Raw genomic sequence first — 22,345 nt, forward strand, 5'->3', positions numbered from 1 at the left:
TTTCCACAGATTTTATCTTAAATTTTGAATAAATCCTTTTAATCCTTTAATCTGTAGCTTAAAAAACAAAAGCGATACTTAAAAGTATCGCTTTTTTATTTCTATATAATTTGAACCTCATCAAGCATTAACAATTTTACTAATTTATAAATGATGATAGTAACGGACAATTATACTTTTTAAACGTTGGTGTTGTTTTATAAATTGAATAAAAATTAACCAGTTCCTTCCCTGCTTTAAACGGATTTTTAGCTTCTTCTTCAGCTGTAATCAACTCAGCATAGTGATTGTAATAATTACATTCAAAAATCATCAAGCTAGCCATTGCCTTTTCGTTACTGTTTTTAGACATTTTTAGAGCCTTTTCGTAATACATTTTGGCCATTTTCAAATTGTAATAATTACCGTTTTGATATTTCTTTTCGTTTTCAGTATTATCTCCGTAAACATAATCTGTATATGACCCGCCTGAACTCCAATCGTAGGCCGTCATCATCCAGGAATTACCTAAATACGAAACATTGAAATAAGCATGCGCCAATTGCAGATTGTCGCTTGCTGTATTTTGTTTTTTAAGCTGAATTAATTTCGCAATAAAATCGGTTTTATTGAAACGATAATCGAATTTACGCTCTTTGTCGTTTTGAAGAATTTTAGGCGTAAAAGGGTTTTCGTTTAAATAATTCTTATACTCGTAATTCTTTTCCCAAAAATCCTGAGGCATACTTGCGAAAGTCTCGTAAGCCAATTCGAGATTATTATTTCTAAAAGCAATTGTTCCTTTTAAATCTTTATAATAATTGACATTTGGCGCAATTGTTCCAGAACAAATATATTTTTCAAAAGGTGTTTTATTGGACTTCTCCTGTAAAGCTATCAAAAGATCCATATCTTTTACAGATGCATTGCGGTCAAAATATCCTATATAACTAAAAAAATATGGATTATTGTAAGCCGAATATTCTCCTTCATTTTTAATATCCGATTTCATCGAAAGCAAACCAGCAACAACAATATCTCCTTTTTTATGAAAATCATCACTTGCAATTCGATACAAACTATATAAATTTTTAAATAATCCGTGATCGGTTTCTACCAAATTTTCAACTGAATCAAAGTATTTATAAAGCTGATTCTGAACATTTTCATTCTTTAAATCATCTTGTTTTAATGAAACCAAAGCCAATTGGATGTTCTTTTGCATTTGTATTGAAGCATTAGCTTTATCAGAAATCAAATCAGTATATTTTTTTCCTTCGTCAATCTGATCGTCAATAAAACATAATTGAGCAATTGCTGTTGTAATATAGTCTTTCTGCTCGCCAGAAGTCTGTTCACGAATCGAAATCAGATAATACTCTAATTCTCTCAGGTATAAAATATCTTTATTGAAATTTTCTTCTTTTGCTGTGGCATAATTTTCATACCAATCTGTACTGCTAAAAACAACAGATGGTGTTCCGTCATTGGTGTACTGAGGTGTAAAAATCCAATCTTCAAGTTTATTTACTTCTCGTCCTATCAAAAAGCTTAAAAACAAACTATTTGGACTTAACTCATAAATTTCTTTAATCGCTTTTAAATCTGGTGCTGGATTTCTAAGACTTTCAATAGATAAAATAACGCTTCGTTCTTCATCGTTTTGAGCTAACGCTAAAGTCTCTGCTGTCAATTTCCAATTATAATGTCGCAAAACGGCAAACGATTTTTCTTCGCAAGTATTAAAAACTTTACTCAATAGGTAGTTTTGTAAAGGCTTATTATCAATACATAAAGCATTATAATACAATGCCCACGGTTTAAGTATTGTATTCGATTCAGAAGCAAAATAAGTATTATATAATTCTATAACATTTTGCTTTTGCTGGGCGTAAAAATAATATCGCAACGCTAAAAAAGCATAACGCTGTTTTAGAAATGAATCTTTAGTCGATCTTATTTTCTTTTCAAAATCAAAAGTATCTACTAAATCATCATTCTTATAATTACTGTCAACTTGATCCCAAGACTCCCATTTTGTATATTCTACATTACCATATTCTAGTTTTTTAGCCAGCAGAATATAATTTAAAAAGGCTTTGTTTTTAGACAATAATAAAGCTTCTACAAAAGTATTTTTAGGGAATGCATTTTTCAAAGTTTTGTTTTCGAATGCCGTTTGAAATTGTTCAGAATCTGTTTCATACAAAATCACATGAACATCGTTTGGATTAATACTGTTTCCTAACTTCTTTTTTCCACTCTAAACAATTCTTTTCCTGATCGACACTAGAAATAGTATTGGTCGCATAGTAATTATCTGCCGAATAATAAAACGGCGTAAGCTTAAAGAATCCTTCACGTTGCGCCTTAAACAAAGCTAAACGGCTGGTTTCTGGAGAAACACTCCATCCGCAGGCAAATGAAAACTGAACGCTTAAAAGTAAAAGTAAACTGTTAAAAGCACGCATAAAAATTGGAGATATTTTCGGTTCCATAATCGTTTATGTATTTTTTATCAAAAGAGAAAAAAGTCACTTTTGTATCATTATCAATTTGAATTTTGTTTTTAACAATCGAAATCATTTTATCCAATTCATTGTCTGAAATTTTTTCGATTCTAATTTCGTCCCCGTTTCTCAAATAAGTCTGACCTATTAAAACATCATCTTGCAAAACATATTTTGAATCTGAAGTTTTCTTTACTTTAATCGTATCTTTTATCAATTGATCGTATTCGGACAAAATGCCTTTAAATTGATTTCCTCTAAAAGCAACTGCCCAACTGTATAATGGCAATGCAATATCTAATTTGAGTTTATAATCGCTATGAGTTATGTATTGCGCCAATTCTTCGCTAGTTCCAATTGAGTTTTTAGTCTGAAAATCATCTGGTTTTGTAATGTTGTAGCACATTAGCAATCCTCTGTCTACAGGCGGAATTCCAGCTTTTGTAGCATATTTATATTGCCAAAGCCTTATAGTTGCCACAAGTTTTGACGACGGAAATTGTTTTTTAATTTGTTTTAATAAATAGAAATAATTCTTCTGTGATTTTTCGGTCCAATCGCAATCAATCAGAATTTCTTTAAAATCAACTTTTAATTTGGCCGATTCTGCTTTTTTTACAGAATCGTAATCTAAGGCTTTGAAGTCTTTCTGCTTGTAATAATCTTTTGGATAAACGATATTATAAGCATTGCTTTCTGCTTTTCTGTCATTCATCCTTTTTCCAATCTGACCAATTCGGCGTGCCATTCTAGCGAGCAAGACTATCCAACTGTTTTGTATCCGATTTTAAAACCACCTCATTAGTAATAAAAATACTTGGCGTAATCTCAATATTACTTTTATTGAGTGAAATATTCGAAATAGTTGCAACAGGCAGCGGTTCTTTGGAATACGGATTATAGTCGACATCAAAAAAACGGACATACATATGCTGGAGATCCATTTTCTTTACTAAAGAATCTTCTGCTTCTTGAAAATACATATCGGTCTTCCAATAACAAAAAGATCTCACAACATCGTGTTCGTTTTCGCAGCTTGCGGCGCTTAAAACAACCAATAAAAGCACTAAAACAACATTTTTGACCATAATAAAAAACTTACAAAATTTAATTCAAAATTAGCATTAAAATTTATAAGAATATGATTTATTTATGAATAAATTTTACTTTGGATTCTTACCTTTGCAAAAATTTTTATTTATGTCGAATATATATTTAGGATATCATTTTACAATTGAGCCAAAAGAGTTAGGTTCTGAAATTTTAGTGGCTGAATTGGGCGAAAAAGCGTTTGAAAGTTTTACAGAAACAGAAAACGGAATTTCTGCTTTTGTGAAGAAAGATTTATGGGATGAGAATATTCTAGATGATATTTACATTTTACAATCTGAAGAGTTTAAAATTGAATATACAATTGAAGAAATCGATCAGGTAAACTGGAATGAAGAATGGGAAAAGAATTTTGAACCAATTGACGTTGATGGAAAATGCCATGTTCGTGCTCCTTTTCATGAAAAAACAGATGCTGAATTTGATATTGTAATTGAGCCAAAAATGAGTTTTGGAACTGGACATCATGAAACTACTCACATGATGATTCAGCATTTACTTGAAATGGATGTGAAAGGCTTAAAAACCCTTGATATGGGATGCGGAACTGCGATTCTAGCGATTTTAGCCGAAATGAAAGGCGCTGAACCAATTGATGCCATTGATATTGACAATTGGTGCTATTTAAACTCAATTGAAAATGCGGAACGCAATAATTGCAAACACATCAGCGTTTATGAAGGCGATGCGGCATTATTAGCAGGCAAAAAATACGATTTGATTATTGCTAACATCAACAGAAATATTTTGCTAAATGATATGCAGGCATATGTTGATGCTTTGAACCCAAAAGGTATTATTCTTTTTAGTGGTTTTTATGAAGAAGACATTCCATTTATCGATGCATCATGCGTTGAAAAGGGTTTAACTTATGTTAAAAAGCTTCAAAGAAACAACTGGGTATCTTTAAAATACGTAAATTAGATACTGATAATCAATTCAGTACAAAAACCATAAAATATGAGTACTAAAGAAAAAGTCAGAGAAAGAGTTCGCGAAAAAGAAGCGGTTGCTTTTAATAACGAGATCATTGTGTATAATGATGATGTAAACACTTTTGATCACGTAATTGATACTCTTATGCGCGTGTGCAGCCACACAGCCGAACAAGCAGAGCAATGCTCATTGATTGTACATTATAACGGAAAATGCACTGTAAAAACAGGTCCGATAGAAAAACTAAAACCTCAATGTACACAACTTTTGGAAGCTGGGCTTAGCGCCGAAATTGTTTAATTGACCCATAATTTAAAAAGCATTCTATTTTATTCTATATTTGGATAAAATAGAATGCTTTTTTTATGGAAGAATATGGCAAAATATTAATTATCGCAATGCCGATTTTTTTAGTTTTAATTGTAATCGAAAAACTATACGGCATTTACAAAAAGAACGATACTGCTCCATTAATAGACAGCGTATCGAGCATAAGTTCTGGCATTACCAATTCGGTTAAAGATGTTTTGGGGCTTAGTATAACTTTTCTTTCCTACGAATGGCTAGTTTCTAAAATTGCATTACAGCATTTAGAAGCAAATGTTCTCTCCTACTGCATAGCTTTTTTTGTAATTGATTTTTATGGTTATTGGAGTCATCGCCTGGCGCACCAGATTAATTTTCTTTGGAACAAACATGCTATTCATCACAGTAGCGAAGAATTTAATCTTGCTTGTGCACTTCGTCAGCCCATTGCAAGTTTAGTCAATTTGTTTACTTTTTTGCTTATTCCCGCCGCTTTACTTGGCGTTCCCGCTTCTGTTATTGCTATCACGCTTCCAATTCATTTATTTTTACAATTTTGGTATCATACAAAGCACATCAAGAAAATGGGTTTTATTGAGCATATTTTGGTAACGCCATCACATCATCGGGTGCATCATGCGATTAATCCAGAATATCTAGACAAAAACCATTCACAGATTTTTATTTTTTGGGACAAGATTTTTGGAACTTTCCAAGAAGAATTAGACGATGTACCTCCTGTTTTTGGAATTACAAGGCCTGCCAATACATGGAATCCGATTAAAATAAATTTCCAGCATTTGAGTTTATTAATAAAAGATGCTTGGCGCGCTCCAAAATGGAAAGATAAATTAACCATTTGGTTTAAACCAACAGGCTGGCGTCCTGAAAATTTTGAAGAAAAATATCCTGTAAACAAAATTGAAAATGTTTTTGATTTTGCAAAATATGGCACCCAGAATTCTCAAAAATTAATATACTGGTCTGTTGCACAAGTTTTAATAACCTTGCTATTTGTGAGTTATTTATTTGACAATATTGCCAAAATTGGCCTACCAAATATTTTTATCTATGGCTTCTTTATTTTTGTAACCATTTATAGTTACACAGAGTTAATGGATAAAAATCGGTTTGCACTTTTGTGGGAAGCAATCCGATTAGGAATTGTAATCTGTATTATTGGTTATTATGGTGATTGGTTTGGTTTAAATCGTGTAATTCCGATTAGTAATTATATTATTTTTGCCTACTTGTTTTTATCATTTTTAATGACACTTTATTTTGTCAATTTTGATTTTAAAACCAACCAAAACCAATATATCAATTCATAACCCCTATTATGAGAAATTCTTCTTTTTTTAAAATTTATTTAGCCTTTAGTATAGTTTATCTAATTATACTACTTTCAGGCTACGAGCGTTTTGATCTCTTTCTCAAACCCATTTTAATACCAATTATAGGATTTGGAGCTTATTTTTATAGAAAATTTCCAACTCAGAATATTTTATTGGCTGCGCTTGTACTTTCTTGGCTTGGAGACGTCATTTTGCTTTTTACAGATTTGGGCGAGATTTACTTTATCTTAGGTCTAGTATGTTTTCTAACAGCACACATTGTTTATTGTGTTCTATTTAATAAACAGAAAAGAATTAGAAAAAGGCAAAACAAACCACTTTTTATATTCGGAAGCGTCTTAATAGCATTTTATTTAATTGGAATGGTTTCTGTTCTAATGCCACATTTAGGAGATCTTGAAATTCCAGTTTCTATTTATGCTTCTATAATTTCAATTATGCTATTATTTGCTTTTAATGGATTTTTGGTTTGGGAAAAACCAGGCAATCAACTTGTTTTTTTAGGTGCTATTTTCTTTATCATTTCAGATAGTATTTTGGCCGTAAATAAATTTTATGCTCCAATTCCTAAAAGCTCATTTTTTATTATGTTGACTTATCTTCTGGCACAATATCTGATTGTAGTTGGTACTTTAAAACTAAACCCAAAAACAGTAGAGCAAACAGTTTAACCATACGTAACCTCAACCATGAAAAAAATAGCTTTTTTAATTATTTTATTAATCAGCGCTTCTTCTTGCGTGAGCACAAAATCGACTTTAAAGAATGTCGATGATAATGCTCCTGATTTAATTTTGAAAAAGGATAATACTTTTTCTATAACACAATTTGCTAAAGACAAAAAATACGGATATGATCCTGATTATCCAATTAATATCTTTTTTCAGAATACAAACAACGAGGCTTTAAACGAAGTTCGTTTCTTAAATGCTTTAGCTGGTCCAAATGGAGAAAAAATAACATTTCACAGATTAGAGACCTGCTGCCCATTTCCTACTAAGAGAAGCAATATGGGTGCTGGATTTTTAAATGTTTACGAATTGAAATGGGAAGGACAGAAAAAACCTGTAAAGCTCTATTTAAATATTTATGAAAAAGGAATTTTGATGGTTCCTATGGGGTTGAGATTGAAGCAGAATTAAAGATTACATTCCACTTCTTTAAACAAAGATCGTTTAGAATCGGCAACAGTACTATTATTTGGATTTTGCTGAACAATTTTTACATTTGTAATACATTTCTTTCTTTAATTTCTTTCTTAAGTATTCATCTATGATTATAAAATGCTAAATATATTACCTTTAATACTTATTATTTTACCAATATTATCCCAAATAATATTAGGAACATTTTCAATCTATAAGCCCACTTCTTTTAAATTCAGCATCATTTCTTGGATTAATTTTGTTCTGCAAATTATACTCTCTTTTGTAGCTTTTAATATTGCCGATTATAATCTTGCGAAACTATATGAACCAAATCCTGTCAGATGCGGAATGCCGCTTGTCGGAATGGCAATGGCTTGTTTCTTTTTTCTTTTTATTCTGATTTTGATTATCGCAATACAATTTTTAATTAAAAGATGGAGAGAAAATAAATTAAAAAGACGTGTTAATGAAAACTAAAAAACAATATTAAACTGTAAAACTTCAGAACATGACAAATGTCATCTATCAGTTTATTTTCATGCTTTAATATTGCCTCGGAAAAAGCATTTAATCATTTTAAAGAAATTTTAGCAATTCATTAATTCTACTAAGCTCGTAGCCAGTTATTCGACTTCTTAAAATAATCTTAAATCTTCATCTGCTATTCATAAATCATAACTACCTTTGCATTGCAAAAAAATAATTTTATGAACTTACAACATATTCCACAAATTAAGCATACTGATAGCGGGAATTTCTTTTTATTGGCGGGACCTTGCGCTATTGAAGGAGAAGAAATGGCTCTTAGAATTGCTGAAAAACTAGTTGGTATTACCGACAATCTACAGATTCCTTATGTATTTAAAGGATCTTTTAAAAAAGCAAACCGTTCTAGAATTGACAGTTTTTCTGGAATTGGAGACGAAAAAGCCTTAAAAATCTTAAGAAAAGTTTCAGAAACTTTTCATGTTCCAACTGTAACAGATATTCATACTAACGAAGATGCTGATATGGTCGCTCAATACGTAGATGTGTTACAGATTCCAGCATTCTTAGTTCGTCAGACAGATCTTGTTGTTGCCGCTGCAAATACTGGAAAAGTAGTAAACTTGAAAAAAGGACAATTTATGAGTCCAGAAAGCATGAAACACGCTGTTCAAAAAGTTTTAGACTGTAATAATGAAAATGTTATGGTTACTGACCGCGGTACAATGTTTGGCTACCAAGACATGATTGTAGATTTTAGAGGTATTCCTACTATGCGACAATATGCTTCTACAGTTCTAGACGTAACACATTCTTTACAACAGCCAAATCAGACAGCTGGAGTTACAGGCGGAAGACCTGACATGATCGAAACAGTAGCAAAAGCAGGTATTGCAGTTGGTGTTGATGGTATTTTTATAGAAACACACTTTGACCCTGCCAACGCAAAAAGTGATGGTGCTAATATGCTTCATTTAGACTATTTTGAAGGCCTAATGAATAAGTTAGTTGCCATCAGAAAAACAGTTAACGCATTTTAAATTATAATACTTAAGTTCTTTGAAAACAAAAATTTTATTTTTCTTACTGATCTGTGTTTCTTTAAACACATTTGCTCAGGAAGAAATACCAGTACAAAAATATCTCTGCTCACAACAAAGGAAAATTCTTTGTTATGTGGGGTGGTAATAGAGAAAGTTACTCAAAATCTGATGTAAACTTTAGGGGCAAGGATTACAACTTTACAGTTGAAAATATGGCAGCTCATGACAAACCAAAAGGATGGCATGTTGATTATATTAATCCTGCTAATATGACAATTCCTCAGACAAATTTGAGATTGGGTTACTTTTTAGCGATCATTACAGTGTTACAATTGGTGTTGACCACATGAAATATGTAATGGCACAAAATCAAATTGCAAATGTTACTGGAAACATCAATTTACCTGCAGATGATCCTGCATCAATTTACAATGGCACTTACAATAACACACCTGTAGATATGTCTCAAGGTGGAGCTAAAGAAGGTGGTTATGGCAAAGGTGAAATAAATGTAAACGGTCCAGCTTTTTTAATGTACGAACATACAGATGGTTTAAACTACATTAATACGGAAGTTGCAAGATTTGATGATATCTCGGAATGGTTTGGTTTGCCAAATATTGATAAAGTTCAGATTAACTTAACTGAAGGTATTGGCGCCGGGGTTTTATATCCAAAAACCAACACTACTATTTTAGGTAAAGAACGTCATGATGATTTTCATGTTTCTGGTTATGGGGTTTCTGCAAAAGCAGGTCTTAACATTACTTTTTTCAAACATTTTTATGTTCAAGGAGAGTTAAAAGGAGGTTATATCAACATGCCGGATATCAAAACTACAACAAGTAATGAAGATAAAGCGTCTCAACATTTTACTTATTTTCAACGAATTATTGCTGTTGGAGGTATATTTAGAATCTAATATTTCGTAAAATATATTTAGAAAATAGCTGTCATTTTATTTGGCGACTATTTTTTTTATTACTTACTTTGCAACTCAAAGTACTTTAAACTACACTTTATGAAAAACAAAAAATATCTATTTCCCATTATTACTTTTTTCTTGAGCTTTGGTTGTGCCTTATTTGTAGCAATAAAAGTTTTTCCTAATAATCCGTTTACGGGAAATAAAGAAGAAAAAACAATAACAAGCAAGTTTAAAGATGGAGATCTTATTTTTCAGACTTCAGAATCTCAACAATGTGAAGCAGTTCGTATTGCTACAAACTCAAAATTTTCTCACTGCGGAATTATTTACGACATTAATGGAAAATGGTTTGTTTTTGAAGCTGTTCAGCCTGTAAAACTTACTCCGCTAGAAGATTGGATTAAACATGGAAAGGATAGTAAATATGTTGTTAAACGACTAAAAGATGATAGCATTTTAAAACCTGAAGTTTTGCAAAAAATGAAAGATTACAGCCAGCAATTTGACGGTAAAGAATATGATGCTTATTTTGAATGGACTGACAACAGAATATATTGCTCTGAATTGATTTGGAAGATTTATAAAAATGCTGCCGGAATTGAATTGTCTAAACTTAGAGAGTTGAAAGATTTTAATTTGCAAGATCCGAGAGTTCAAAAAATACTAAAAGAGCGTTATGGCAATGATATTCCATTAGAAGAAAAAGTCGTTGCTCCTTCTGACCTTGCAGATTCTAATATATTAAAAACAATAATTGACACTTATTAATATTGTAAAAAGCTAGATTGCTTTATCGTCTCTAGCTTTTTTATTTAGCTATTTACTTTGAAATTCAAAGAACTTTTAAACCTACACTATGAGAGATTATTTAATTGAAAAACTATATGAATGTTCTAAAAAACCATATCAAAAATACTTTAAGAAAAATGATCCTTGGAATATTGATAAAAACACTCTAATGGATTATCCCGAAGAAAGTCTAGGATTTGGCTTGGGAAGTTTTCTCTACAAAAACCATTTTGATATTCAGGAAAAACTCGAAGATCACGACATTATCCATGTTTTGACTAATACTGGCGTTTCGGTTTATGAAGAAATTGGCATGCAGTATTATCTGCTTGGTAACGGAAAAAAAGCTTGTATCTGTTTATGGTAATAGCAACTGGAACTATTTTTTATCCGAAACGTATCAACTATTTTATTCATCAATTTAAAAGAGGAAGAAAAGCAAATGCATTTCATTATCTCGATTTTTCAAAAATGCTTTTTATGCCTGTTCAAACTATTCAGCAAACTTTTAAAATTTAAAAACACATGAAAACAATTCACACCCCTTTTGAAGAAAAACAATCTATTGAATTGGCTGTTGGTACATTTATAATCAGCACAATTCTGTTTATTCTTTATATTGTTTCAAATGCAAACTCTATAGTTTTGGTTATTGCATGGCCATTTGCTTTAGTCGCTATTGTAGTTAATATTATAATGTTTTTTCATTTGATGGAAAAGTTTATCCATTTACCTCATCAGCGAAAAGATATCGGAATCAAAATTTTAATCTTGCTTTCTAATATTCCTATCCTCTTTTTATTTTATTTGATTGTAATGAAACTTTAATCTCAATCGATACTAATTATCAAAAAAAAACAGCAATCAATACTTGATTGTCGCTTTTTTTTGATAGACACATGCTATTTTATCTTATGTCAAAATTCTCATACATGTATTGAAAAACGGGCATATATGACAAGTAATCTTCACTTTTACTACAAAAAGTAAGTATGTATAAATCTCTATCTTTAATAAAAAAATATTGCAAAATAGTACCGAAAACACCATTACTCATTAATTGCTTGTAAACAATTTCTTGTCCCTGCAAACCGTTTTTTACAACCTTACGATTAGAAATAATTTCGCCGCTTACTCCGAATCTTTTATCAATTATCTTTTTTACTGTTTTTGCTTTAACTCCTGAATATCCAAGATCAGAAATCCGTAAACTTACATTTTCAATAAAATTATCATTTGCCGAACTTTTTTCGCTTAAAAGCATAAACTTCTTTTGCAAAGAATCTGATTGTTGAAGATGCCAGTTATAAGGAAATAATACAGAATATTTTTTTTCGCTTATATATAATTTCCCAGAGGCATCTTCAGATTTATGCTGTCCAAATACGAATGTTACAAATAATATAGTGATAAAATTTAAAAACAGCTTCAAAATAAATCTTAGTTAGCTTTTTTAGTCTCGATTCCGTTTTGGTCTAATAAATACATTAATGTAGTCATTGTCGCTGCTCCAAGCTCAAGCTCTCTTTTATTGATTGCATCAAATTTATCGTTTGCCGCGTGATGATAATCGAAATAACGCTGAGAATCTGGCTTTAAACCTGCTTTTACAATTGCTTGAGAAGTCAAATGGCTAATATCTGAACCTGCGTGACCAATTGTAAAACTGTGCACTAAATAAGGTTCAAAAAGATCTTTATAACCTTGAATTTTTTTCAAATTAGCATCATCAGCTTCAATTGAAAACCCTCTTGGTGAAAATCCTCCTGAATCACTTTCTAAAGCAAAAATGTGGTTTTCTTTATTTTGTTTTGAAACTTCTTCGTATTTAGCACCACCTTTTCCGCCGTTTTCTTCGTTCATAAACAATACAACACGAATTGTATTTTTAGGTTTATAGTTTAAGTTTTTCAAAATACGAATCACTTCCATACTTTGTACTACTCCTGCTCCATCATCGTGAGAACCATCTGCTAAATCCCAAGAATCTAAATGTCCTCCAACAACCATAATATTTTCTGGACTTACAGTTCCTGTTAATTCTCCAATTACGTTATAAGATAATACGTCTGGTAAAGTTTCACAAGATTGTTTGAAATAAAATTTCAAAGCTGGATTTCTTTTTAAAGTTTTACTTAATAATTCTGCACCGTTTGTACTAATAGCCGCTGTTGGAATATATTGCTCTTTTGGCAAATCTCCATAACTTTGAGTTCCTGTATGAGGAAAATCATCCAAACGCAAGTTCATTGAACGAACAATACTTCCTACCGCTCCTAATTTTGCGACTTCTTTTGCTCCTGCATATCTTTGGTCAACGCAAGCTCCATAAGAAGTAAAAGTTTCAATATTTTCAGGATTCATTGGTCTGTTAAAGAACACAATTTTTCCTTTCACTTTATCTGCACCAAGTTCGTTTAATTCTTTAATTCCTTGAACCTCGATTATTTCTGCAGTAAGACCTGTTTTTGCTGTTGCAACAGAACCACCCAATGCACAAATTGGCACATTAGTTTTTACTTTTCCATCAAGAATATAAGCTGTTTCTTTTTCTCCTCTAACCCAATGAGGAACCATAACTTCTTGTAAATAAACTTTGTCAAGCCCTAAACTTTCTAATTGTCTTTTAGTGTACTCAACTGCTTGTTCTGCTCCTTTAGATCCAGACAAACGAGCGCCAATATCGTTAGATAAATATTCTAACCATGTGTAGCATTTTGACTCGGTTAAAGCTTTTTTGTAAAATAATTTGATGTTTTTTTCATCATTTGTCTGTGCAAAAGATGTCAATCCGCTTAAAACTAATGCAGTTAAAAGAATTGTTTTTTTCATAGTTTTGATAGTAATTTTGGAGTTTATAGTGCTTTTGGCACATTCACAAAGGAACAAAATTATTGACAGTTGAACGCTTTTCTTTAATCTTTTAACAAAAAAAGCTGTTATTACAGATTATTCAATCTGTAATAACAGCTTTTACATATTTTGCAAATAAAGATTATTTTATTTCAATAATCTTATTTTTTGTTCCGATTCCGTTTTCATTAAAAGGCTCAATTGTAAAATAATATTTTGTGCCTTTATCCAAACCTCTAAAATCATACGTATTGTCACCATAAACCATAATGCTGTTATACAATTTATCTGGTTCGATTCCATAATAAATATTATAACCAATTGCATCTGCTTGTTTTTTCCATGAAATCATAGCGTTTCTAGAATCTGCTTTGTTTCTATCTACTTTGAAAGAAGCCACCGATTTTGGTTTTGTCGCCAATCCGTTTCCAAAAACTCTGAAATCAGAGATTGCAAATAAACCAGATGCATTGTGAATATTTTCCATTTTGATATAACGCGCTTTGATCGGTTTTGTAAGTTCTACATAATCGTGAGGTGCATCTTTATCGTTTTTAGATTTATCTACTACCAAAGTCCAATTTTTAGCATTGTCAGACATAAAGATTTTATATTGATAATAAATATCCATTGCTTTATTAAACTGTGTCGCTTTATGATCTGCGTAATTAATCTGCAAAGCATTTATTTCCATTTGACGACCTAAATCCATTTGAAGCCATTCTCCCAGATTATTAGTTTTTGCCGACCAATAGGTTTGAATGTTTTCATCTGTTAGATTTTCTGGTCCGTAACAGAACTTCTCATATACTTTTTTCCCTCCATTATCCATTCTATGGGTTTCCACTTCCATACATTCCTCAGAAGAAGAAACAGTTACTGGCTTTTTATACGAAAGTAACATCCATCCTGAAGCAGCACCTTTAGTTTGATCACGCTGGCTTGTTGGCAATACAATTGGAAAATCTCCATAAGCTGTAATAGAATACATTACATCATCTTTATCAAATCCTGCTGGAAACATATCTATACGACGTTCGAAACGATCTTTAATAGAAATTTTGCATGTTCCAGTATTCCAGTAGTTTCCATAATTATCGGCAAAAGTGTTTCCATGTCCAGCTCCAATTACAAATCCGCCTGGTTTATATGACATCGGATTGTGTTTCTGATATGTAAACGGCCCTAATGGATTATCTCCCACATGAACTCCATTTGCATAACCTTTAAACTCTGTTGCAGGAGCTCCGTATTGCATATAATATTTTCCGTTATGTTTGGTCATCCAAGCTCCTTCAATAAAATTTCCCCAAGGTGCAGGTTCCATATCATTATTTGGCCCAAAACGTTCCCATCCGTGAGCTGAAGGATCTAAAATGGCAACTTCTTTAATTTGTCCGTAAGGTTTTTGAATATCCTCTACTTCTGTCGCTTTATACAAAGTTGCATAATCAGCCTGATTTCCTTTTGGAAGCCAAGTATTATAATCAACTTCTACTCCAACAAGTGGTAATTTTCCGCTTGAACCGTAGTACATGTATACTTTTTTATCATCATCCTGAAAAATTGCAGGATCCCAAGTTGGAAGCATTGCTTTATCTACATGACGTGTCCATCTTCCTGATTTTGGATCAGCTGTTTTCCAAATTGGATGGTCTCTTTTCCAAGTTGAACCAACATAAAATAATGTATCGTTTACAACCCAAGCTGCAGGAGCACATTGGTCGTCGTCGCCTGGCTGTCTTTGAAAACTTCCGTAAACAAAATTCCAGTCTGACATATCTTTACTCCAAAAGAAACCTGCCTGATTGGTAGCAAATAAATAATATTCGCCTTTATAAGTAATAATTACAGGATCGGCGCTTGAACGGCGTGATTCTGGAATTCCGTTGTGATTATGAGTCGTAAAATTGTATCCAATATTTATCGGATTACAATAGGTTGTTGCGGGTCTGCTAGGGTCAAACCATTCTGTTTTACCAGAATTTTGAGCCAAAAGAGTGCTTCCGAAAAGCATCGAAAACAAAATCGGCGTAAGTTGTTTATATATCTTTTTCATGGTTAGATTTCTTTAATAAAGTTTAAGAAGATTAGTTTTTGACTTCCTTTCTTTCCTTTAAAAGTTCAGGTTCATTTGTGGTGATGTAATTGAATTTATGAGCTATAATCCAATCCATATCTTTTGCGTCATTAACAGTCCAAGCATTTAAGATAATCTTATTGTCTTTAGCTTCCCGTATCCATTCCGGTGTTTTTGAAAAACAGAATAGTGATAGTCAACCCCATTAATTTTATCTGCTTTTACTTCTTTTGGAGATTTATTTCCTTCTAAATATTGAAGAGAGGTTTTAGAATCTATTTCTCTAATTTTCTTTAGAATATCATAATCAAAACTGATGTAGCAGGTATTTTTATTGGCTTTTAGTTTTTTAATGGTTTCGACAGCTGCTACAGCAGTTTTTTGTCCTCTTTCTTTACTAATTTCCGAAGGTTTAATTTCGCACACTAAAAGAGTGTGTTTATTATTACGCATTCCTTCTGAAATATATTCGTGAAGGGTTGGAAGTTTTTCTCCGTTAGAAAGTTTAAATTTTATCAAATCTACATAATTCGTTTCTTCAATAAGCAGTTTGTTGTAATGTGCGTCGTGATTAATAACAAGCGAATCGTCTGCAGTTCTCCATACATCAAATTCTGAACCTGGCAATTTTAAATCAATCGCATGTCTTAAAGATGCAATTGAGTTTTCGGGAAGATTGTTTTTTTTCCATGCACCTCGATGCGCTACAATTGCATTCTTTTGTGCATTACAAAATGAAAAAGCAATAAGACACACTGCACTAAATATTTTAATTTTATTCATAATAATCGTAGTTAAAAAATTACAAAAAAGGTTATTCATTTTAGAAAAAAAGCCCTCCAAACGAAGGGCTTTTAACTAATCAAATAAACCAACTATTTAGTTAACTCAAAACTAACTTTCTTATCAGCGTTTGAATTTCCTCCAACGAAAATATCAAACTGCCCAGGCTCGGCTACGAATTGTAAATCAGAGTTATAAAATTTTAAATCTTCAACAGTAATATCAAAACTTACTATTTGTTTTTCACCTTTTTTAAGTGCTATTTTTTGGAAACCTTTCAATTCTCTAACTGGTCTAGTTACTGAACCAACTAAATCTCTAATGTATAATTGAACTGTTTCTTTTCCGTCAAAATTTCCAGTGTTTGTTACATCAACAGTTACTTTCAATTTTCCGTTAGAATCCATCTTATCAGAAGAAATTTTCAAGTTTGAATAATCGAAATTGGTATAGCTCAAACCAAATCCGAATGGGAATAATGGCTCGTTTCTTTCGTCAATATAATTTGATCTGAATTTTTCAAATTTTCCTTCTGTGTTAGAAAGTGGTCTTCCTGTATTTTTGTGTGCGTAGTAAATTGGTAATTGTCCCACGCTTCTTGGGAAAGTTGAAGTCAATTTTCCTGAAGGATTTACATCTCCAAATAAAACATCAGCAATAGCGTAACCAGCTTCTGTACCAGCAAACCAAGCATTTAAAATTGCAGGTACTGTTTTTTCTTCGTCAGTAATTACTAACGGACGTCCGTCAAATAAAACCAAAACAACTGGTTTTCCTGTTTTTAATAAAGCGTTTAATAAATCTTTTTGCGCTTGTGGAATTTCTAAGTTTGTACGGCTGCTAGATTCACCGCTCATTTCTGCAGATTCTCCTAAAGCGAGCAACAATTACATCAGATTGTTCAGCAACTTTTAAAGCTTCTGCTAATAATTCTTCTTTTGTACGAGCATCACGGTGTAATGTTTTACCGAACATTGTGGCGTTAGTTTCAAAAGTTTCATCGTAATCTAAATTGCTTCCTTTAGCGTATAAAACTTTAGTTCCTGTTCCAGCTACTTCTTTGATACCTCTCAATAATGAAACAGCATTTTCCATTTTTGTAGCCACACTCCAAGTTCCTGGCATGTTTTCTTTAGCATCTGCCAATGGCCCGATTAAACCAATTGTTCCAGATTTTTTAAGAGGCAACAACTGATTTTGGTTTTTTAATAAAACTAAAGATTGAGTCGCAATATCACGTGCTTCTTTTCTGCTATCTGTTGTAAAGATTTCAGTTTTAGCTCTTTTTTCATCACAATATTTGTATGGATCTTGGAATAAACCTAAATCATATTTTGCTTCTAAAATAAGTTTTACAGCGTTATCGATTGTTTCGATTTTTACTTTTCCTTCATCTAAAGATTTTTTCAAAGTTCCTAAGAAACCTTCTCCAACCATATCCATTTCAACTCCAGCGTTTAATGCTAAAGCAGAAACTTGCTGTAAATCACCCATTCCGTGAGGAATCATTTCAGGAATTCCTGTAAAATCGGTTACTACAAATCCTTTGAAGCCCCATTGTTTTCTTAAAACATCTGTCATTAACCATTTGTTACCTGTTGCTGGAATTCCGTCAACTTCGTTGAAAGAAGCCATAACCGAACCTACACCTGCATCAACTGCAGCTTTGTAAGGAGGAAAATAATCATTAAACATTCTGATGTGGCTCATATCAACTGTATTATAATCACGTCCACCTTCTGGAGCACCATATAATGCGAAGTGTTTAACACAAGCTAAGATTGAGTTATTTTTAGTAAGATCGTGCTGTTGGTAACCATTAACCATTGCTTTTGCAATTTGGCTTCCTAAATATGGATCTTCTCCTGAACCTTCAGAAACTCTTCCCCATCTTGGGTCACGAGAAATGTCAACCATCGGAGAGAATGTCCAGTTGATACCGTCTGCGCTTGCTTCTTTTGCGGCGATTTGAGCACTTCTTTCAATTAAGCCCATATCCCAAGTACAAGATAATCCTAACGGAATTGGGAATGTTGTTTCGTAACCATGAATAACGTCCATACCAAAAAGCAACGGAATTTTTAAACGGCTTTTTTCAACCGCAATTTTCTGTACTTCTTTAATTTTTTGAACTGATTTAATGTTGAACAAACCGCCCACTTTTCCTTCAGCAATATTTTTTGCCACATTTGAGCTGTTTGCCTGCCCAGTGGTAATATCACCAGATGTTGGCAAGTTTAACTGACCCAATTTCTCGTCTAAAGTCATTTTTGACATTAATTCCGCCACAAATTCAGACTTTGGTTTAATTTTCACTGTATTTTTAGCTGGCTTTTTTTGAGCATAACCCAAAACAGCGCATCCTAAAAAAAGTAAGACTAATTTGTTTTTCATTCTATTCTATTTATTTGTTTGTATTCGTTTTTCTTTGCTGAAACATCCAGTCGTAGATCTCTTTGTTATCATAAACTCTTGTCCAGCTGTCATGATTTGCATCATCAAAAATGGTCAGCTTTACATCTTTTGCATTACATTTTTTCAATTCATTATAAATTGTGATTGCATAATTCACATTTACCACATTATCCTGTAATCCGTGGAAAATTCTGGTTGGAATATTGGCTATTTCACATGCTTTTTCTAACTGAATTAAATCTACAAAGCCAGCGACAGGTACGTTTGCGGCAAATAGATCAGGATGTGCAAAAGCCAAATTCCATGAAGCCCAACCTCCTGAGCTTAAACCAGTAACATATATTCTTTCTGAATCAATTTTATTTTCTTTCTGAATTTTCACAATCAGCTGGTAAATTGATTCTATATCCCAATTTTCGTCTTCTTTGCATTGTGGAGCCAAAACATAAGCATCTAATTGGTTCGTTTTTAAATATTTTAAAGGCCCATTAATTTTTACCTTTTCTAAATCGGTTCCTTTTTCTCCATCACCCGAAATAAAAACAATTAATGGCTTCTTCTCCTTAACATTCGCTGGACGATGCAAAACATAACCCAGTTCGTATTTAGACATTATAACCGTATTGATTTTCCCAGTTGTTTCACTCTGCCCAAAAACAACTACAGAAAACAACAGAAATATAAATGCTAATGTATTTTTCATAGAGACTTAAATTCCGTATTTTCCAGATTTAAATCCAAGTTTTGTTAAACCTTGTTTTACTTCTGGCGCGTTCATAAACAATTTCCATAATAGGCCTGTTCTGTAATTTTCAATCATTACAACTTCAGGACCTTGATCAATTGCTAAATAACGTTTTGCAACCCATTTATTTCCTAAACTCAAAGCATCATAAAAACCAGCATCTCCCCAAGTTTCGTCTTTATGATTTTCGTATAAATTTCTGATTACGGCCATCGATTCTTTTGGCGTGTAAACAATTGAGCTGATTGCTGCCGTTGGCGAAATTACACCTTGATCATTGCTTGGCATATGTGCGTTGTATCCAATTGATCCATCAGGGTTTCTAGAATAAGAAGCTGTTAAACCCCAATATTCTGGACCATAACCTGCATTTTTATTTGGATTTTGAACACAATACTCATAATTGATTTTAGTCTGATTTACATTTAAATCCCAATAATTAGCATATTTATCTGTTAACTGATTCGGATCTAAACCTACATAAGAATAATGAGCCCAAAATAATGGACCGCCAAATTCTTCTGCACCGTTGTGCTTTAAAATAAGTGGGATATTGTATTTTGTTTTTGAAGAAACTATGCCACCGCTTCTCGCCCATCCTTCGTGATATGCTTTCGCATCGATTGTATGAGTTGGCGAAGATGCTGCCATTACATAAGTAATAAGGCATTCGTTATATCCTTGTAGTGGGAAATTCATCTCCCAAGCATAGCTCGGAGACCAGTGCCAATATAAGACATTTTTTTGATTTGTGTACCATTGCCAATCAACACCTTTCCAAAGTGCATCATATTTTGCTCGCAACAGCTTTCTCTTTTTCATTACCTGTCTTTAGATATTCTCGAACAGTAATAAATCCTGATACTAAAAATGATGTTTCAACTAAATCTCCTCCATTATCTTTAGTCCCAAAAGGTTTTACCTTTCCAGTATTTCCGTCAATCCAGTGTGACCACGCTCCATGAAAGCGATCTGCTTTTGCAAGGAAATCTGCAATTTTGTCTAATCTTTTTACTCCTTCTTCTTTAGACACATATCCTCTATCTATTCCTGCAACTAAAGCCATTAATCCGAAACCTGAGCCACCTGTTGTTACAATATTTGAATCGTTTTCAGGATAAACTCCGTCTGGATGATAACGTTCTCTGGCTAATCCAGAATTTGGTTCTGCATAATCCCAGAAGTATTTAAAAGTTTGTTTTTGAACAGCATCTAAAAGCTGCTCATCTGTTAATGCAGTAACGCCAGAAGTATTTTCCTGTACATTTTCTTTTGACTTATCTTCCTTTGATCCACAACTAAAAAAAGCAAAAGCTAAAAATAAAACTGAAATTCTAACCATTATAAAAATTTAAGATTTTTGATAAATAATCACTTCCCTCAGGAAATCTGAAGGAAGTGATTCTTAAGATTTTGATTAATAACCAGGGTTTTGCTGTGAAAGTGTTCCTGCTTCTCTCATAAATGTAGTTGGAAGAGGCCATAATTCATGTTTTCCAACTATAAAAGTTTTACCATCTGCTGCCATAGCCGCTTCTGCTTGTCCTGTTCTAACGATATCAAACCATCTGTCGTGCTCAAAAGCAAATTCTAATCTTCTTTCTTTATAAATTGCTTTTCTAATATCAGTTTGAGAAGTAAAAGGAGTATCTCCTAAACCTGCTCTATGACGAATTTGATTTACTAAAGGAATTGCTGCTGCTGTTTCTCCTAATTCGTTTAATGCTTCAGCTTTCATTAGTATAACCTCAGCATATCTTAAATATCTAAGATTTGTATCTGTAAATTCTTGGTTATAAAAAGATGATGAATATGCTTTATAATTATATCTTGCATTCGCTACCGTAGATGGAACTTCTCTACCATCATACAAAACTGAACCTCTGAAAATAATTGTAGTGACTCTTCTAACGTCTCCTGCCTCGTAAGCGTCTGCTAAGCCTTTAGTTGGTGTATTGAATCCCCAACCCCATCCTCCGGCACCACGTGGCGCTTGAGAAACAGTGTAATTTCCAATTCCAAATCCAGGGCTAGAAGTTCCTCCAATCCCATCAATCTCAAAAATAGATTCTGGACCAAATTCTCCTTCTTTTTTATATTGCAAAGAATAATCAGAAACTAAAGAATAACCAGTTACTTTATCGCAATTGTCAATTACTTTTTGCCAATTTTTTTGATATAGATTAACTTTTGCTAATAAAGCATATGCTGCTCCTTTAGAAGCTCTTACGACATCTTTACCAGTGTATGCCGATTTTTCTGGTAAATTCGCAATAGCATCTGTTAGGTCTTTTTCTATAAAAGCATAAACTTCTGCAGGAGTTTTACGGGTTAATTGCATAATTCTGTCTGAGTCATTTCCAGGAATTGGCAAATGATCTACAATAGGAACTCCGCCGTATCCTTTAACTAAAGTAAAGTACATAAACGCTCTCATAAATTTAGCTTCTCCTTCTAACCTAACTTTTAAACTAGGCGTTACCTGATCTAACTTAGGAAATATAGCCAAAGCCTGATTACATCTATTAATTCCAGCATAATTTGCATTCCACGTAGACTGAAATGACGGAGTTGAAGCATTATATGTTAAAGCATCCATAATATCTTTATCTCCACCAGCATCTCCGGGATCAGAGCCTTTATCAGCATCATCGCTAATGATACTTGTAACTGCATTCCAACCAAAAGAAGACATATCCCAGCCTAAAAATTGATTGTAAATTGCTGTTACAAAACTTGAAGCTCCAGCATCACTATTTACCAAAGTTGGGTCAGCAGGAATAGACTCTGTTGGCTCTACATCCAAAAAATCATTTGAACATCCAGATAAGAATAATCCAGAAAGTACAAACATTGATATATATATTCTTTTCATGATA

General features: G+C 32.7%; 21 protein-coding genes and 3 pseudogenes. 12 read left to right on the plus strand and 12 right to left on the minus strand.

Features of this window, described 5'->3' with window-relative positions:
* Window positions 1-139: 139 nt before the first annotated feature.
* From P5P87_RS07175 to P5P87_RS07190, 4 genes are read right to left on the minus strand one after another with little or no spacing between them, the layout of a single operon-like run.
* Window positions 140-2,194, minus strand: a complete 2,055-nt coding sequence (locus P5P87_RS07175; protein ID WP_278022077.1) for a hypothetical protein — start codon at window positions 2,192-2,194, stop codon at window positions 140-142.
* A gap of 16 nt (window positions 2,195-2,210) precedes the next feature.
* A complete protein-coding gene (locus P5P87_RS07180; protein ID WP_278022078.1) occupies window positions 2,211-2,477 on the minus strand; it encodes a hypothetical protein in 267 nt (88 codons plus the stop codon).
* Window positions 2,437-3,249: a hypothetical protein gene (locus tag P5P87_RS07185; protein WP_278022079.1), complete on the minus strand. Its 813-nt coding sequence runs from the start codon at window positions 3,247-3,249 to the stop codon at window positions 2,437-2,439. The genes P5P87_RS07180 and P5P87_RS07185 overlap by 41 nt, the downstream gene beginning before the upstream one ends.
* Window positions 3,239-3,577, minus strand: a complete 339-nt coding sequence (locus tag P5P87_RS07190; protein ID WP_278022080.1) for a hypothetical protein — start codon at window positions 3,575-3,577, stop codon at window positions 3,239-3,241. The genes P5P87_RS07185 and P5P87_RS07190 overlap by 11 nt, the downstream gene beginning before the upstream one ends.
* A 112-nt stretch (window positions 3,578-3,689) precedes the next feature.
* On the opposite strand from P5P87_RS07190, the gene prmA reads away from it, so the two are divergent.
* From prmA to P5P87_RS07250, 12 genes and pseudogenes are all read left to right on the plus strand, one after another.
* Window positions 3,690-4,523 (plus strand): 50S ribosomal protein L11 methyltransferase, encoded by an 834-nt coding sequence (gene prmA, locus P5P87_RS07195; RefSeq protein WP_008462980.1) that lies wholly within the window; start codon window positions 3,690-3,692, stop codon window positions 4,521-4,523.
* 36 nt (window positions 4,524-4,559) lie between these two features.
* Window positions 4,560-4,835, plus strand: coding sequence for an ATP-dependent Clp protease adaptor ClpS (locus P5P87_RS07200; RefSeq protein ID WP_198856133.1), 276 nt, complete (start codon window positions 4,560-4,562; stop codon window positions 4,833-4,835).
* A 65-nt stretch (window positions 4,836-4,900) separates the two neighbouring features.
* Window positions 4,901-6,172 carry a sterol desaturase family protein gene (locus P5P87_RS07205; RefSeq protein ID WP_198856134.1) on the plus strand — a complete coding sequence of 424 codons (1,272 nt, stop codon included), beginning with the start codon at window positions 4,901-4,903 and terminating at the stop codon, window positions 6,170-6,172.
* An 8-nt stretch (window positions 6,173-6,180) separates the two neighbouring features.
* The gene (locus tag P5P87_RS07210) at window positions 6,181-6,867 is read left to right on the plus strand and encodes a lysoplasmalogenase (RefSeq protein WP_198856135.1); all 687 of its coding nucleotides are present in this window, start codon (window positions 6,181-6,183) and stop codon (window positions 6,865-6,867) included.
* A gap of 18 nt (window positions 6,868-6,885) precedes the next feature.
* Window positions 6,886-7,338, plus strand: coding sequence for a 2-dehydro-3-deoxyphosphooctonate aldolase (locus P5P87_RS07215; protein WP_198856136.1), 453 nt, complete (start codon window positions 6,886-6,888; stop codon window positions 7,336-7,338).
* A 141-nt stretch (window positions 7,339-7,479) separates the two neighbouring features.
* Window positions 7,480-7,821 (plus strand): hypothetical protein, encoded by a 342-nt coding sequence (locus P5P87_RS07220; protein ID WP_198856137.1) that lies wholly within the window; start codon window positions 7,480-7,482, stop codon window positions 7,819-7,821.
* A gap of 230 nt (window positions 7,822-8,051) precedes the next feature.
* On the plus strand, window positions 8,052-8,870 hold the full coding sequence (kdsA, locus tag P5P87_RS07225) for a 3-deoxy-8-phosphooctulonate synthase (RefSeq protein WP_278022081.1): 819 nt from the start codon (window positions 8,052-8,054) through the stop codon (window positions 8,868-8,870).
* A gap of 19 nt (window positions 8,871-8,889) precedes the next feature.
* Window positions 8,890-9,795: pseudogene (locus P5P87_RS07230) on the plus strand (hypothetical protein).
* 99 nt (window positions 9,796-9,894) lie between these two features.
* The gene (locus P5P87_RS07235) at window positions 9,895-10,569 is read left to right on the plus strand and encodes a YiiX family permuted papain-like enzyme (RefSeq protein WP_198856139.1); all 675 of its coding nucleotides are present in this window, start codon (window positions 9,895-9,897) and stop codon (window positions 10,567-10,569) included.
* A gap of 88 nt (window positions 10,570-10,657) precedes the next feature.
* Window positions 10,658-10,957: a hypothetical protein gene (locus tag P5P87_RS07240; protein WP_278022082.1), complete on the plus strand. Its 300-nt coding sequence runs from the start codon at window positions 10,658-10,660 to the stop codon at window positions 10,955-10,957.
* Window positions 10,951-11,109 (plus strand): hypothetical protein, encoded by a 159-nt coding sequence (locus P5P87_RS07245; protein WP_278022083.1) that lies wholly within the window; start codon window positions 10,951-10,953, stop codon window positions 11,107-11,109. Before P5P87_RS07240 ends, P5P87_RS07245 begins: the two co-directional genes overlap by 7 nt.
* 6 nt (window positions 11,110-11,115) lie before the next feature.
* Window positions 11,116-11,418 (plus strand): hypothetical protein, encoded by a 303-nt coding sequence (locus P5P87_RS07250; protein WP_278022084.1) that lies wholly within the window; start codon window positions 11,116-11,118, stop codon window positions 11,416-11,418.
* Window positions 11,419-11,497: 79 nt separating this feature from the next.
* On the opposite strand, the gene P5P87_RS07255 is transcribed toward P5P87_RS07250, so the two are convergent.
* From P5P87_RS07255 to P5P87_RS07290, 8 genes and pseudogenes are all read right to left on the minus strand, one after another.
* The gene (locus P5P87_RS07255) at window positions 11,498-12,022 is read right to left on the minus strand and encodes a PsbP-related protein (protein WP_278022085.1); all 525 of its coding nucleotides are present in this window, start codon (window positions 12,020-12,022) and stop codon (window positions 11,498-11,500) included.
* A gap of 8 nt (window positions 12,023-12,030) precedes the next feature.
* Window positions 12,031-13,422: a M20/M25/M40 family metallo-hydrolase gene (locus tag P5P87_RS07260; protein WP_278022086.1), complete on the minus strand. Its 1,392-nt coding sequence runs from the start codon at window positions 13,420-13,422 to the stop codon at window positions 12,031-12,033.
* Between the two features lie 163 nt (window positions 13,423-13,585).
* Entirely contained in the window at window positions 13,586-15,502 is a 1,917-nt protein-coding gene (locus tag P5P87_RS07265) for a discoidin domain-containing protein (RefSeq protein ID WP_278022087.1), read from the minus strand.
* A 147-nt stretch (window positions 15,503-15,649) separates the two neighbouring features.
* Window positions 15,650-16,306 (minus strand): glycerophosphodiester phosphodiesterase family protein, encoded by a 657-nt coding sequence (locus P5P87_RS07270; RefSeq protein WP_278022088.1) that lies wholly within the window; start codon window positions 16,304-16,306, stop codon window positions 15,650-15,652.
* A 92-nt stretch (window positions 16,307-16,398) separates the two neighbouring features.
* Window positions 16,399-18,700 (minus strand): annotated as a pseudogene (gene bglX, locus P5P87_RS07275) (beta-glucosidase BglX).
* A 10-nt stretch (window positions 18,701-18,710) separates the two neighbouring features.
* On the minus strand, window positions 18,711-19,424 hold the full coding sequence (locus tag P5P87_RS07280) for a carboxylesterase family protein (protein WP_278022089.1): 714 nt from the start codon (window positions 19,422-19,424) through the stop codon (window positions 18,711-18,713).
* A gap of 6 nt (window positions 19,425-19,430) precedes the next feature.
* Window positions 19,431-20,808: pseudogene (locus P5P87_RS07285) on the minus strand (glucoamylase family protein).
* A gap of 75 nt (window positions 20,809-20,883) precedes the next feature.
* Window positions 20,884-22,341 carry a RagB/SusD family nutrient uptake outer membrane protein gene (locus P5P87_RS07290; RefSeq protein WP_278022090.1) on the minus strand — a complete coding sequence of 486 codons (1,458 nt, stop codon included), beginning with the start codon at window positions 22,339-22,341 and terminating at the stop codon, window positions 20,884-20,886.
* Window positions 22,342-22,345: the final 4 nt, after the last annotated feature.

Origin of the sequence: Flavobacterium ginsengisoli, assembly GCF_029625315.1 — a bacterium.
Classification (GTDB): domain Bacteria; phylum Bacteroidota; class Bacteroidia; order Flavobacteriales; family Flavobacteriaceae; genus Flavobacterium; species Flavobacterium ginsengisoli.